Source organism: Roseateles chitinivorans (assembly GCF_050632235.1).
In the GTDB taxonomy this organism is placed as follows: domain Bacteria; phylum Pseudomonadota; class Gammaproteobacteria; order Burkholderiales; family Burkholderiaceae_C; genus Roseateles; species Roseateles chitinivorans_A.
In genome coordinates this window covers 1,148,947-1,162,089 of record NZ_CP192584.1, presented here as the reverse complement: position 1 = coordinate 1,162,089, position 13,143 = coordinate 1,148,947, and the positions used below count along the sequence as shown (strand labels likewise).

Genomic DNA, 13,143 nt, shown 5'->3' with positions numbered 1-13,143 from the left:
ATGCCGCCGATGGCGGAACAGGAACCGGCCCCGCATCGCGGCGCCGGTTTTTTCATGGGCAGGGGGAACGCCGGCCAGCCTCAGGCAAGCAGGCGACTGGGATCGACTTCGAGCTTCGCGAGCGCGTTGCGCGTCGCCTTCACGGTGAGCGATTCGTCCTGCGCCGGCAGCATCAGCCCCGCCTGCAGGAATGCGGCCAGGCGGCTCAGCTGGAACAGCACGCCACGCCCCTGCGGCGAGACGAACAGGATCAGGTGGTGCCGCAGCCCGCGCCAGACGAGCTGGACCGGCTCGACCCGGCCACGGTAATCGAGCATGTACCAGCTGCCGACCTGCAGCTCGCGCGCCCAGGCCAGCATCGCCGTCGTCGGCGCGGCGCCGCCCTCGGCGACCACTTCCAGCCCCTCGCACTCATGGCTGGACAGGTCGCGCACCAGGGTCTCGTTGATCTCGCCGGAATCGGGCGACGGGAGCATCGCCTCCAGCGTCTCGAGCTGGCTCATCAGGTCGTCGAGCCGCTCGCGCGGGATCGCTGCCGTCTTGGCGGTGAACGCGGCGGCCAGCGCGTTGTTCAATGAACGGATGTGCTCGTCCTGGCGCTCGTGACCCAGCCCCGCATGGCCCATGCCGTCGCGCAGCGTCTTCAACAGCGGTGGCAGGCGACGGATCACCTCGGCCCGGTCCTCGCGCGACACCTTCGCGCTCGCCGACCAGATCAGGTCGGCCGCCGCGCGCTTCATCGCCTTGGTCTGCTCGGCTTGCGGTCCGTAGCGCACGCCGGTCACCGCCAGCACATCCGCCCAGACCTGGAACAGGAAATCACGCACGCCATCCTGCACCGGCACCTCGGACAGCATCTTGCGCAGCTCGATCGTGTACTGGATCGCCAGCGTCTCGCGCTGCTCGACCTGCTGGGCGAGCGACACGCCCTTCTTCGAGACCTCGTTTTCCTGCTCGAAGTAGTGGTCGAGGAACTTCTCGAACTCGGTCAGCACCGTCTGGAAGACGCGTCTGCCGGTGTCGGGATAGGCCTCGACGACCTGCACCACGCGCTTGATCTCGCGCTCCAGCGCATCGCCGATCTCGGCGGTCGAGGTGCTGAAGCCCATCACACACGACCCCATCCGGTCGATCAGTCGGCGCGCGGGGTGATCGTCGGTGGCGAAGAAATCAGGCTCGCTGACGGCCACGCGCAAGACCGGCATCTGCAGCCGCGCGAACCAGACGCGGATCGCCGGCGGGATGCGCTCTTCCTGCAGGATGGCCTGGAACAGCAGCGCGACCAGTTCGATCGTGGCGCGCTCGGCCGGCGTATCGGCCGCGTTCTTCAGGACCTGCTTCAGGGCCTGGTTGCGATGGCGGATCTCGTCCAGCGCCTGAGGCGCCGTCAGCTCCTGGTCGACGGTCGCGACCTTGTCGGCGCGCCGCTGCACCGCTTCCTGCGCATGATTGATCGCGGCGCTCAGCCGCGGCGAACCTGCCCGCGTCGACGGGCCGCCCGGATGCCCGGACATCGTTCCCGGGCCCGCCGGCGCGGCGGGCAATCCGCTGCGCGTCGCCGGCCCCGCCGCCGGCATGCCGCCAGGACGCGTCGGCGTCGGCGCCTGGGGCGGCCGTGGCGGCTGTGCCAGTTCCGGCACATGCCGCGCAAGCACGCGCTGCAGTTGCGCCATCACCTGCTGGGCGGACTGGCTCGCCGGCGTTCCCGCCGGTCCGGCGGCCTGGGCACCCACCTGCGCGGCCTGCGGGGCGATGCCGCCATGCGCCGGGCCCACGCCCTGCGCAGGCCCCAGCGGCGCCGCCTGCGTCATGCCTCCCGCCGGCGCGTTGCGACGGATGAAGGGACGCAGGTCGACTTCGGGCATCACGCCCTGCTGGATCAGCCAGTGGTTGGCCTCGTGATAGGCCTCGTTCAGCAGTTGGGAGAACTCATGGTGCAGCCAACGCTGCAGCATCTGCCAGACCGAGCTGCTCAGTCCGGCCTCGAACCAGGCGTCGAGCACCAGCCGCGCCAGCACCTGCGCGCGCAGCAGGTCCTGCTGCGGCAGGTCCTCGATGCGCTCCAGCGACTGCATCCGATTGCGCAGGTCGCTGAATTCCCAGCTGGCCTTGTCCATCATCGCCAGCGCCAGGCGCGAGGCGATGATCTCGCGCTCGATCGTGTCGTCGCTGACGAGGGTCAGGTTCTGCGGGCGCGAGGACAGCGAGGCCGACCGGGAGTCGCCCGCACCGTGATGGAACGCGTGCCTCAGCGACTTGCCCAGCCGCGCATGCCACGGCGTCGAGGCACGCTGCCACGCCTCGAACGCATCGCGGCGGGCCATCTGCAGCGCGTGTTCGGCCGGCTGCATGAGCTGATCCTGCACCGCCGTGGTGAGGATGGCCACCATGGCGGGCAGCCCTCGCAGCAGCACCTCCGTGTGGACGCGCCGCGCTTGCGAAGCCAGGGCCTGGGATCTTGCGTCGGCGGCGGTCATCGAGCTCGAGTTTGAGGAGTGCGGATGACTCTACTACACCACCGCGCCCGCGTTGGGGTCATCCGGGTCGCCGGCCTTGGCGGGACCCGCCTTGACCAGGTCCTCGCGCTTGACGCCCAGCCACATCGCGATCGCCGCGGCCACGAAGACCGACGAGTAGATGCCGAACAGGATGCCGATCGTCAGCGCCACCGCGAAGTAGTGCAGCGTCGGGCCGCCGAACAGCAGCATCGACAGCACCATCATCTGCGTCGAGCCGTGCGTGATGATCGTGCGGCTGATCGTGGAGGTGATCGCGTGGTCGATGACCTCGTGGGTGTTGAGCTTGCGGTACTTCCGGAAGGCCTCGCGGATCCGGTCGAAGATGACCACCGACTCGTTCACCGAGTAACCCAGCACCGCCAGGATCGCCGCCAGCACCGCCAGCGAGAACTCCCACTGGAAGTAGGCGAAGAAGCCCAGGATGATCACCACGTCGTGCAGGTTGGCGATGATGCCGGCCACGGCGAACTTCCACTCGAAGCGGAAGGCCAGGTACAGCATGATGCCGATGACGGTGAAGCCCAGCGCGTAGGCGGCGTCGTGCGCCAGTTCGGCGCCGACCGACGGCCCGACCACCTCGCTGCGGGTGAGCTTCAGCGGCTCGGCATCGCCGACCGCGCAGGCCTGACGGGTCACAGCCTCGCCCTGCGGCGTGACCTCCTGGTGCTGGACGACCTGGCCATTCTCGGACTTGCACAGCTCGCCGAACACGCGGCTGACCAGCACGTCCTGCTTGACGTCGGGCTTGACCGGCAGGCGGATCATCACGTCGCGCGAGGTGCCGAAGTTGGTCACCTGGATCTCGCCGAAGCCCATCTGCTCGACGGTGTGACGCGTCTTGTTGATGTCGGCGGCCTGGGCGTACTGGACCTCGACCACCGTGCCGCCGGTGAACTCGATCGAGAAGTGCAGGCCCTTCGTGACCAGGAAGAAGACCGCGGCGACGAAGGTGAGGAAGGACACGGCGTTGAGGATCAACGCGTGTTTCATGAACGGGATGTCCCGTTTGATTCGGAAGAATTCCATGGCGTGGTCTCGCTAAGGGGGCCGCAGCCGTTGTTACTTGGCCTCGACGGCTTCAGCCGCCGATTCGGTCGGCAGCGCGGTCGTGCCGGGCTTCCAGACGGTGCCGATGGACACGGACTTCAGCCGCTTGCGGCCGCCGTACCAGAGGTTGACCAGCGCGCGCGAGAACATCACCGACGAGATCATCGAGGTGATGATGCCCAGGCAATGCACCACGGCGAAGCCCTTGATCGGACCGGAACCGAAGGCCAGCAGCGCCAGGCCCGCGATCAGCGTCGTCACGTTGGAGTCCAGGATGGTCGCCCACGCGCGCTCGTAGCCGGCGTGGATCGCCTGCTGCGGCGCGAGACCGGCGCGCAGTTCCTCGCGCACCCGCTCGTTGATCAGCACGTTGGCGTCGATGGCCATGCCCAGCACCAGCGCGATCGCCGCGATGCCCGGCAGGCTCAGCGTGGCCTGAAGCATCGACAGCACCGCCAGCAGCAGCAGCAGGTTGAAGCCCAGCGCCACCGCGGAGAACACGCCGAACATCATGTAGTACAGGCACATGAAGACGGCCACCGCGACGAAGCCCCAGGTCACCGACGCGATGCCCTTGTCGATGTTGTCCTTGCCCAGCGACGGGCCGATGGTGCGTTCCTCGATGATCTCCATCGGCGCGGCCAGCGAGCCGGCGCGCAGCAGCAGCGCGGTGTCGCTGGCTTCCTGCGTGGACATGGCGCCGCCGGTGATCGAGAAGCTGTTGCCCAGCTCGCCGCGGATGACCGGCGCGGTCACGACCTGACCCTTGCCCTTCTCGAACAGCAGGATCGCCAGGCGCTTGCCGATGTTCTCGCGGGACACGTCCTTGATGACGCGGGCGCCCTTGGCGTCCATCTTCAGCGTCACGGAGGGCTGGTGGTTCTCGTCGAAGCTCGGCTGCGCGTCGTTCAGGTTGTCGCCGGTGACGACGACCTGGCGCTTGACGATGATCGGCGTGACGCCGTCCTTCTCGGTGAAGCGCTCGGTGCCGAAGGGCACCGGACCCGTGCCGGACAGCGCGGCCGTGGCCTCGGCGCTGTCGTCCACCATGCGCATCTCCAGCGTCGCGGTGCGGCCGATGATGTCCTTGGCCTTGGCCGTGTCCTGCACGCCCGGCAGCTGGACGACGACGCGGTCGCGGCCCTGCTGCAGGATCACCGGCTCGGCGACGCCCAGTTCGTTGACGCGGTTGTGCAGCGTGGTGATGTTCTGCTTGATCGCGGCGTCCTGGACGGCGATCACCGCCTTGGGCGTCAGCGAGCCGGTCAGGCGCAGCTCGGTGCCGGCGCCGGACGGCGTCCAGGCGAAGTCGGGCACCTGGTCGCGCAGCAGGTTCTGCGCCTGCGTGCGGGTGGCCTCGTCGCGGAAGTTGATGGCGACGTCGTTGCCTTCGCGGCTCACGCCGGCATGGCGGATGGTCTTGTCGCGCAGCATCGTGCGGACGTCGGAGGCCATCGACTCGGCCTTCTTCGTCAGCGCCGACTTCATGTCGACCTGCATCAGGAAGTGCACGCCGCCGCGCAGGTCCAGGCCCAGGTACATCGGGAACGCGTGCAGCGCGGTCAGCCAGGCCGGCGAGCGCGACACCAGGTTCAGCGCGACGATGTAGGTGGGGTCGGACGTCTCGTTGCCGTTCAGGGCCTTGGCGATCGCGTCCTTCGCCTTGATCTGGGCGTCGGTGTCATGGAAGCGCGCGCGGATCGAGCTGCCCTCCAGGTGCACGAAGTCGGGCGTGACGCCGACCTGCGTGATCGCCTGCTCGACGCGCTGGCGCACCGCGTCGTCGATCTTGACGACGACCTTGGCGCTGGACACCTGCACCGCCGGCGCTTCGCCGAACAGGTTGGGGAGCGTGTAGATCAGGCCGACGAGCAGCGCCACGACGAGCAGCGCGTACTTCCACAGCGGATAACGGTTCATGAGGAGGTCCTCTGCAAACCAGGCGCCGGGTCGGCCGATGCGATGCATCGTGCCGGGGCGCCTCTGAAAACCGACCCGGCGCGTGCGTCGCACGGGCCGGGTCGTCAGGGGCGGTCACGCCGGACGCGGCCGCCCCGGGTCGGGGTTTCGAATTATTTCGAGACGGTGCCCTTGGGCAGCACTTGCACGACGGACGTGCGCTGGACCTGGATCTCGACGCCGGAGGCGATCTCGACGGTCAGGTACTGCTCGCCGATCTTGACGACCTTGCCGAGCATGCCGCCGCCGGTGATGACCTCGTCGCCCTTGGCCAGGGCCTCGACCATCGTCTTGTGCTCCTTCTGGCGCTTCATCTGGGGGCGGATCATCACGAAGTACATGACGACGAAGACGGCCACCAGGGGCAGCATCTGCAGGAAGCCACCGGTCGGGTCGGACGAGGCGGCACCCGCGGTCTGGGCAAAAGCGTTGGAAATAAACACGTCGATATCCCTCAGGAATTGCGTTGGCGTCGGCCCGCGGGCCGGAGCGCCGCCGGACACGAGGTCCTGGCGTACGGAAGAACCGGTGATTGTATGCGGCCCATCCGGCCGGCCCGGCACCGGCCGGACGCGGATTTAACTGGGGTTGACCTGCGCAAACTCAATCCGATGCCGCTCCGGGGATACCCGCACGCCGGACCTGCGATGATCCGCGCCCATGACTTCAGGCACCCTTGAGCTGCAGGACATCGACAAGCGCCGTCAGGCGGACCAGGCCTACGACGCGATCGAGACGCTGATCGCGACCTTGCAGTTGCGCCCCGGCGCGCCGGTGGTGGAATCGGCGTTGATCGCGCGGATCGGGCTGGGTCGGACGCCGACGCGCGAGGCGCTGATGCGGCTGGTCGCCAGCGGCCTGATCACGCAGCAGCCACGGCGCGGCCTGCTGGTCAGCGACATGCCGCTGGCGGAGCACCTGGACCTGCTGGAAGCGCGACGGCCGCTGGAGCGGCTGATCGCGTGCTGCTCGGCCCGCCGGGCCTCACCGGCGCAACGCTCGGCACTGATGGCCTGCGCCGCCCTCATGGCCGAGGCGGCCGAGCGGCATGACCTCGAGGCCTACATGCGCGTGGACCAGTCGCTGGACCGGGTCAACCACACGGCCTGCCGCAACCGGTACGCGGTCGCGGCGGTGCTGCCGATGATCATCCAGTGCCGGCGCTTCTGGTATGCGTACCGGCACCTGGGCGACGTCGCCGTCGGCGCGCGCGCGCATCAGCAGCTCGCGGAGGCGATCGCCGGCGGGGACGGCGAGGCCGCCGCGTCGGCCTCGGACGTCCTGATGGACCACCTGCGCGTGTTCACGCAGCGGGTGATCGCCTGACAGTCCTGTGGCGCCCGCTCATCGGAAGCGCACGCGGGCGACGCTGATCTGCGTCGTGCCGTCCGGCAGCGGCTTCACCGAGACGACGCGGAAATCCTTCGGCAGGCCGACCTTGTAGAGCTGACCGCCGGCATCGGGCTTGTCGTCGTCGCAAGTCAGCGGACCACCGTCCTTCGGCTTGCCGCGCGGGGCGTCGGCGGCGCCGCAGTCCAGCGGCGTGCCGTAGCGCGACAGCGCACGGCGGTAGAACTTCCCGACACGATCGACTTCGTCCCTGCTCTGGAATTTTCCGGCTGTCAGCTGCATGCCGAACAGCCCGCCCCACAGGCTCATCTGCACGCTCGACTTGTCCTCGTCGCGATCCTTGTAGGGCACCGCGCCGGGGTAGAGCGGCGTCTCGAGGCCGGCACCATCGGTCCTGGTGTCGACGCGGATGCCGGCACCGAACCCTTCCGACGCGGGAGGGGGCGGCGCCGGCTGCGCGCAGGCACCGAGCGCCAGCGTGACGGCGCCGACGAGCAATGCGGCGCGAGGCATCCGGACAGGCGGGCGGCAGGCGGCGGACGGCGCCGGCGAGGACGCCGGCAAGGACAGCGAGGAGGTCGACGGCTGGATCACGGAGCGCTCCCTGGTTCGTGGTGTGCGACGCACTCTACGAAGGGGCGCGGTGGGGAGCACCCATGCGGCGACCAACTGCGGCTCCGGACGGACAGGCCGCATCGATGGCGGAGAAGCCGCGTCCTCAGGCCTGACGGCGCAAGGTCCACAGCGCGACGGCGATGAGTCCGACGCCCGCCATCTGCGACAGACTCAGCGCCCGGCCATAAACCGCCCAGTCGACCAGCACCGCGGTCCCGGGATAGACGAACTGCAGCACCGCGATGCGTCCGGTGCCGAGCCGCGCCATGCCCGCGTACAGCACGACATACGCCAGCCCCGTGTGCAGGACGCCGAGTCCCGCCAACCAGCCCCAGGAAGCGCCCAACGCCGGCAGCCCGTGCATCAGAGGCCACGGCAGCGCCACCACGGCGCCCACGAGGCACTGTCCCGCCGACAGCGCGAACGAACCGGCGCGTTCGGCCTCGAGCTTGGCAATGAAACTCGCCGCCGCGTAACTCACTGAACCGAGCAGGCACATCCCCACCCCGAGCGCGTAGCCCGGCAGTTGCAGGGCGCCGCCGGTCGAGCCGACCGGCGCGAATGCCTCATCCGCGATGCCGGTGGCCAGCGCGAGGCCGCACAAGGCGATGGCGGCGGCCATCCACTGGGCGCGCGTCACGCGTTCGCGCAGCCAGAACGCCCCCATCGCCATCAACCAGAACGGCTGCACATGGAACACGACCGTCGACACGGCGATCGAGCAGCGCGGAATGGCCGCGAAGAACAGCCCCCAATTCACGACGGTGAGCAGACCCACGGCAAGGACCGCCGCCAGCGCGCGCCCGCGCAGCCGCACGAGTTCGCCGAGTCGGCCGCGCGCGGCGCCCCACAGCAACAGGGCCGCGAGCCCGAACACACAACGGAACCACACCGTCGTTGCCGGGTCCTGCGCCGCCTCCTCGACGAACACGCCGATCGTGCCGAGCAGCAATCCGCCACCGACCATGAGCGCCAGGCCTTCGTGCTGGCGACGGCCCTGCGTGTCCGGGCCGGCCGGCGAGGCCTCGACGACGGAGGCCTCGCCAGTGCCGGGCCCAGTTCCGGTGGCAGCCCTGGTGGAGGGGATGTTGGCATCCGCGGCGGACGGCACGAGCGATGAGGACATGCGACGAGTCTCGGGCGCCACCTGCATCCGGCAAAGCGAATCCTCTTCACGTTTAGCATCACGGAATCGAATGGAAGCCCATGACGGGCAGAGAACCCGGATGCCCTCGACCGACCTTCAACTGGATTGGCTGCGCGCCTTCGTGGCGGCGGTGGATGCCGGCTCGCTGACGGCGGCGGGCGTGCTGGTTCACCGCTCGCAATCCGCACTGAGCATGCAGATCGCCAAGCTGGAACAGGCGGTTGGCCAACCGGTGCTGGTGCGCACGCCGCGACGGCTGGACCTCACGCCAGCGGGACGCGAACTGCTGGGCCACGCGCGCCGCCTGATCGCCCAGCACGACGAGGCGGTCCAGTCGCTCCGGCGGGAGACGCTGCATGGCCGGCTCACGATCGGCGTGCCGGAGGACTACGCCCTGCCCTACCTCACCCCGGTGCTGCGGGACTTCGCCGGTCGGCACACGGCGGTGGAACTGACGCTGGTCTGCCAGCAGTCGACGGTCCTCATCCCGCGCGTGTTGCACGGCGAAGTCGACGTGGCCGTCGTGACGCGTGATCGCGCTGGGCGCGGACAGCCACTGTTCGACGAGCCGCTGGCCTGGTTCGGCGCGCCGCGCTTCGAGGCATGGCGGCAGACGCCCCTGCCCGTCGCGGTGTACGAGTCGGGCAGCCTCGCGCGCAAAGCGGCGCTGTCCGCGCTGACGGCGTTGAAGCGGCCGCACCGCATCGTCTGCGACAGCGCGAGCCCGGCCGGCATGCTGGCGGCGGTCGAGAGCGGCCTGGCCATCGCGCTGTTCACACGCTGCAGCGTGCCCGAGGGCATGGAACTGCTGGACGAACGGCACGGCATGCCGCCCGCCACCTCGCTACCGGCGATGTCGGTGGTGCTGATGCGCAGCAAGGCGTCGGCGGGCTCGGCAGCCGCCGACGCCTTCGCGGGCCAGGTCTTGCGCACGCTGGCGCGCAGCCGGACGGGCTCGACTATGCTGCGCCGATGATGCTGCTCCGCCGGCTGCGGCCGCTCCTTCTCCTGCTGGTTTGCGCTGCGCTCACGGGCGCGCCGGGCGCCTGGGCCGCGGAGCCGCTGCGCATCGGCTCCAAGCGGTTCACGGAGAGCTACATCCTCGCCGAGGTGATCGCGCAGACGGTGCGCGCCGACGACCCGGGCGCCGAGGTCGAGATCCGTCAGGGCCTGGGCAACACGGCCATCGTCCACGCCGCGCTGAAGGCCGGCAGCATCGACGTCTACCCGGAATACCTCGGCACGATCGAGCGGGAGATCCTCGGTCACGCGACCACCGGCGCGCCGCTCGAACAACTGCAGGCGGAACTGCGCCCGCTCGGCCTCGCGATCGGCGTGCCGCTCGGCTTCAACAACGGCTACGCGCTGGCGATGCGTTCAGCGCAGGCGCGGGAACTCGGTCTCACCGCGCTGTCCCAGTTGAAAGGACAGCCGGCGTTGAAGCTCGGCCTGAGCAACGAGTTCCTGGGCCGCGCGGACGGCTGGCCGGGTCTGATGACACGCTATGCGCTGCCGCAGACGCCGACCGGGCTCGATCACGGGCTCGCGTATCGCGCGCTCGCCGATGCCCAGATCGATGTCACCGACGTGTACACGACCGACGCGCAGATCGCGGCGCTCGACCTCACGGTCCTGGCCGACGACGGGCGATTCTTCCCGCGCTACGACGCGGTGCTGCTGTATCGCATCGATCTGCCGCAGCGGCATCCGCGCGCCTGGGCCGCCTTGCAGACGCTGCGCGGGCGCATCGACGAGACCGCGATGATCGCGATGAACGCGCAGGCGGAGGTCAAGCGCCAGCCGTTCGACGCGATCGCACGCGAGTTCCTCGCGAAACGGGGCACGACGTCCGGGTCTGCCGAGCCGGTCGAGTCGGGCTTGTGGACGAGATTGACCGGGCCGGACCTCGGACGCCTCACGGGGCAACACCTGGCGCTCGTGCTTGGCGCCGTCGCGCTGGCCACGCTGGTCGGCGTGCCGCTGGCGGTCGCGCTGCACCCCTGGCCGCGCTGGCGCGAGGCGCTGCTGGCCGTCTGCGCCCTGCTGCAGACCGTGCCCTCACTGGCGATGCTGGCGCTGTTGATCTGGGCGATGAACCGGATCGGACCCGTGCCGGCGCTGGTGGCGCTGACCCTCTATGCGCTGCTGCCGGTGCTGCGCAACTGCACCGTCGGGCTCAGCGAGGTCCCCGAGGGGTTGACCACGGCCGCAAAGGCGCTCGGGCTCACGCGGGGTCAGGTGCTGCGGTCGGTGCAGTTGCCGCTGGCCTTGCCGGTCATGCTGGCGGGCCTGCGCACGGCGGCCAGCCTGTCGGTCGGCACCGCCACGATGGCGGCCTTCATCGGTGCCGGGGGCTATGGGGAACGCATCGTCACCGGGCTCGCGTTGAACGATCAGACCTTGCTGCTCGCGGGCGCATTGCCCGCTGCGGCGCTGGCCCTGCTCTTCGAAGGCGTGTTCGGATTGATGGCCTGGACATTGGCGAAAAGTCGCGGCGCCTGACACCGGCCGCGCACGCGCTCGACGCCGGCGGCTCAGACCTCGCCGGCAGCGAACTCGTGTTCCAGCTCCGCGTAGCAGCGCTGCTGCGCGGCGGACCAGTCCCCCAGTTGCGCGGGCTGCAGCCCCGGCTGCATCAGCTGGCGCAGCGCGACCGCCTGCGCCTGCCGCACCAGATGGGCCAGCACGACGGACTCGGCGCCCCGGCCCGGGCGAGGCGCCAGTGCCTCGGCGACCTGCGGCGGGAAGCCCCAGTGCTCGACGATCTGCGCCGACCACGCGGCCGTGAGCGGCAGCAGCTGGCGATGCAGGCCTTCGCGGTCCAGCGGCGGCACCGAAGGCGCGGACATCCCGTCCAGCGCGCGCAGCAGCGCCATCAGGCCGAGTTGCGAACTGAGACCGGCGAGGTAGGCGGAGAACTCGTCGTCGCCCGCATTGGCCAGGCGCGCCGTCGCGAACGCGGTGCGCTCGCTGAGGTCCCACAGCAGCGTGCCGGAGCGGCTGCCGTAGCGCCCCTTGCCATGATGGAAGATGGGGCGCAGCGCGACGCTCATCACCAACTGGTCCAGGCCCTGCTGGCCGAGCACCATCACGGCGCCGGCGAGATCGGTGATCTCGCGTTCGGTCCGATAGCGCGGGGAGTTGGCCAGCCGCATCAGCTCGCCAACCAGGCTGGGATCGCGCGACATCAGCTGCACCAGCTCCGTCGAGGACACGTTGCTGCGCCGCACGAGGCGCATCAGCTGCGGCAGCACCGCGGGCAGGCGGGGCAGCAGGTCGGCCCATTGGGAGCCGCGCTGCGCCTGCAGGCGTTGCATCAGCCCCTGCTCGCCGGCCGACGGGGGCACGTCCTTCAGACGCGACAAGCCGAACAGCCGGGTGCTGAAGTGCAGCCACTCCGGCGAGGCATCGAGCGTGGGGAAGACGATGTCGCCGCCGCTGTACACCGCCGTCTGGGTCGAGACCATGCCGGGGCCCTGCGAGTGCGAGGACGCCGACGACAGCGTGGGCGGGAGCGGGATGTCGACCGGCCGGACCGGCGCCGCCGCGGAGGGCGATCCCTTCGATGCCCCGCCCGAGGCGGAGGCTCCGCCTGTCGACCTGGAGTCGGCGGAACCGGTGAGCAGTTTGCGGAGGGAGGACAGCAGAGCCATGGCGCGAATTCGACGAATTATGGTCGGCCGGTCCCGCCCGGGTGTTTCGTGGGCGTCACGCTTCTCCCCCGATTCGGGGTGGAAAGGGCCGCTTGCGGCGTTTCGTCACGCGGCGGCGGGTTTCATTGCGGCTGGCGACTCGCTCCGAGGTAGGTGTCGATGACCCGGGAATCCTTCGCCAGTTCTGCGGCGGGTCCCTCGAGCGCGATCTCACCGGTCTCCAGCACATAGCCGTAGTCGGCGACTTCCAGCGCGGCCCGCGCGTTCTGCTCGATCAGCAGGATGGACACCCCCGCCTCGCGCAGCTGCGCGACGATGCGGAACACCTCCTTGACGATCAGCGGCGCCAGGCCGAGGCTGGGTTCGTCGAGCATCAGCAGCTTCGGGCGCGCCATCAGCGCGCGGCCGACGGCCAGCATCTGGCGCTCGCCCCCGGACAAGGTGCCGGCGAGCTGCACTCGACGCTCCTTCAGGCGGGGAAGAGCGTGTAGACGCGGTCCAGTTCATCGCGCCACCCCTTCACGCCCAGGCGCATCGGCCGGAAGCCGCCGAGCACCAGGTTGTCCTCGACCGACATCGTGGTGAACAGCTCCCGCTTCTCGGGCACCAGCGCGAGCCCCCGCATCACCCGATCCTCGAGACCCAGGCCCTGGATGTCCTGTCCGTCGAAGATCACCTGCCCGCGCGCCGGCAGCACGCCCATCAGCGCATTCAGCGTGGTGCTCTTGCCGGCGCCGTTCGGACCGATGACGGTCACGACCTCCCCTTCTCGCAGGCGCAGGTCCAGGCCCGTCAGCACCTCGGCTCGGCCGTAGCCGGCCTGCAGGCCGGTGACCTTCAGCAACTCGCTCAT

10 protein-coding genes and 1 pseudogene are annotated in these 13,143 nt (G+C 69.8%); 3 read left to right on the top strand and 8 right to left on the bottom strand.

Translation table 11 applies throughout. The features are described from left to right. Positions 1-80 precede the first annotated feature (80 nt). The 4 genes from ACQ859_RS05220 to yajC form a co-directional block, all read right to left on the bottom strand. Positions 81-2,477 carry a DUF1631 family protein gene (locus ACQ859_RS05220; RefSeq protein ID WP_431264863.1) on the bottom strand — a complete coding sequence of 799 codons (2,397 nt, stop codon included), beginning with the start codon at positions 2,475-2,477 and terminating at the stop codon, positions 81-83. A 33-nt stretch (positions 2,478-2,510) separates the two neighbouring features. After that, the gene (gene secF, locus ACQ859_RS05215) at positions 2,511-3,545 is read right to left on the bottom strand and encodes a protein translocase subunit SecF (RefSeq protein ID WP_431264862.1); all 1,035 of its coding nucleotides are present in this window, start codon (positions 3,543-3,545) and stop codon (positions 2,511-2,513) included. A 33-nt stretch (positions 3,546-3,578) separates the two neighbouring features. Further along, on the bottom strand, positions 3,579-5,486 hold the full coding sequence (gene secD / locus ACQ859_RS05210) for a protein translocase subunit SecD (RefSeq protein WP_431264861.1): 1,908 nt from the start codon (positions 5,484-5,486) through the stop codon (positions 3,579-3,581). A gap of 152 nt (positions 5,487-5,638) precedes the next feature. Beyond that, entirely contained in the window at positions 5,639-5,968 is a 330-nt protein-coding gene (gene yajC, locus ACQ859_RS05205; RefSeq protein WP_431101423.1) for a preprotein translocase subunit YajC, read from the bottom strand. A 217-nt stretch (positions 5,969-6,185) separates the two neighbouring features. Here yajC and ACQ859_RS05200 point away from each other — a divergent pair, with 217 nt between their 5' ends. Next, positions 6,186-6,851: a GntR family transcriptional regulator gene (locus tag ACQ859_RS05200; RefSeq protein WP_431264860.1), complete on the top strand. Its 666-nt coding sequence runs from the start codon at positions 6,186-6,188 to the stop codon at positions 6,849-6,851. A gap of 18 nt (positions 6,852-6,869) precedes the next feature. Here the strand turns inward: ACQ859_RS05200 and ACQ859_RS05195 are convergent, their stop codons facing one another. After that, positions 6,870-7,469 (bottom strand): hypothetical protein, encoded by a 600-nt coding sequence (locus ACQ859_RS05195; protein WP_431264859.1) that lies wholly within the window; start codon positions 7,467-7,469, stop codon positions 6,870-6,872. Positions 7,470-7,593: 124 nt separating this feature from the next. Next, positions 7,594-8,616 carry a DMT family transporter gene (locus tag ACQ859_RS05190; protein WP_431264858.1) on the bottom strand — a complete coding sequence of 341 codons (1,023 nt, stop codon included), beginning with the start codon at positions 8,614-8,616 and terminating at the stop codon, positions 7,594-7,596. Between the two features lie 100 nt (positions 8,617-8,716). Between ACQ859_RS05190 and ACQ859_RS05185 the strand changes: the two genes are divergently transcribed. Further along, positions 8,717-9,613, top strand: a complete 897-nt coding sequence (locus tag ACQ859_RS05185; RefSeq protein WP_431264857.1) for a LysR family transcriptional regulator — start codon at positions 8,717-8,719, stop codon at positions 9,611-9,613. After that, positions 9,610-11,139, top strand: a complete 1,530-nt coding sequence (locus tag ACQ859_RS05180; RefSeq protein WP_431264856.1) for a glycine betaine ABC transporter substrate-binding protein — start codon at positions 9,610-9,612, stop codon at positions 11,137-11,139. The genes ACQ859_RS05185 and ACQ859_RS05180 overlap by 4 nt, the downstream gene beginning before the upstream one ends. 32 nt (positions 11,140-11,171) lie before the next feature. Here ACQ859_RS05180 and ACQ859_RS05175 read toward each other — a convergent pair whose 3' ends face one another. Further along, positions 11,172-12,104 (bottom strand): HDOD domain-containing protein, encoded by a 933-nt coding sequence (locus tag ACQ859_RS05175; protein WP_431264855.1) that lies wholly within the window; start codon positions 12,102-12,104, stop codon positions 11,172-11,174. A gap of 308 nt (positions 12,105-12,412) precedes the next feature. Further along, positions 12,413-13,143, bottom strand: a pseudogene (locus ACQ859_RS05170) (ABC transporter ATP-binding protein).

Bases quoted from the DNA above. Each gene is read 5' to 3' on its own strand.
- ACQ859_RS05220 (WP_431264863.1), bottom strand. From the start codon at position 2,477: ATGACCGCCGCCGACGCAAGATCCCAGGCCCTGGCTTCGCAAGCGCGG.
- secF (WP_431264862.1), bottom strand. From the start codon at position 3,545: ATGGAATTCTTCCGAATCAAACGGGACATCCCGTTCATGAAACACGCG.
- secD (WP_431264861.1), bottom strand. From the start codon at position 5,486: ATGAACCGTTATCCGCTGTGGAAGTACGCGCTGCTCGTCGTGGCGCTG.
- ACQ859_RS05200 (WP_431264860.1), top strand. From the start codon at position 6,186: ATGACTTCAGGCACCCTTGAGCTGCAGGACATCGACAAGCGCCGTCAG.
- ACQ859_RS05190 (WP_431264858.1), bottom strand. From the start codon at position 8,616: ATGTCCTCATCGCTCGTGCCGTCCGCCGCGGATGCCAACATCCCCTCC.
- ACQ859_RS05185 (WP_431264857.1), top strand. From the start codon at position 8,717: ATGCCCTCGACCGACCTTCAACTGGATTGGCTGCGCGCCTTCGTGGCG.
- ACQ859_RS05180 (WP_431264856.1), top strand. From the start codon at position 9,610: ATGATGCTGCTCCGCCGGCTGCGGCCGCTCCTTCTCCTGCTGGTTTGC.
- ACQ859_RS05175 (WP_431264855.1), bottom strand. From the start codon at position 12,104: ATGGTCTCGACCCAGACGGCGGTGTACAGCGGCGGCGACATCGTCTTC.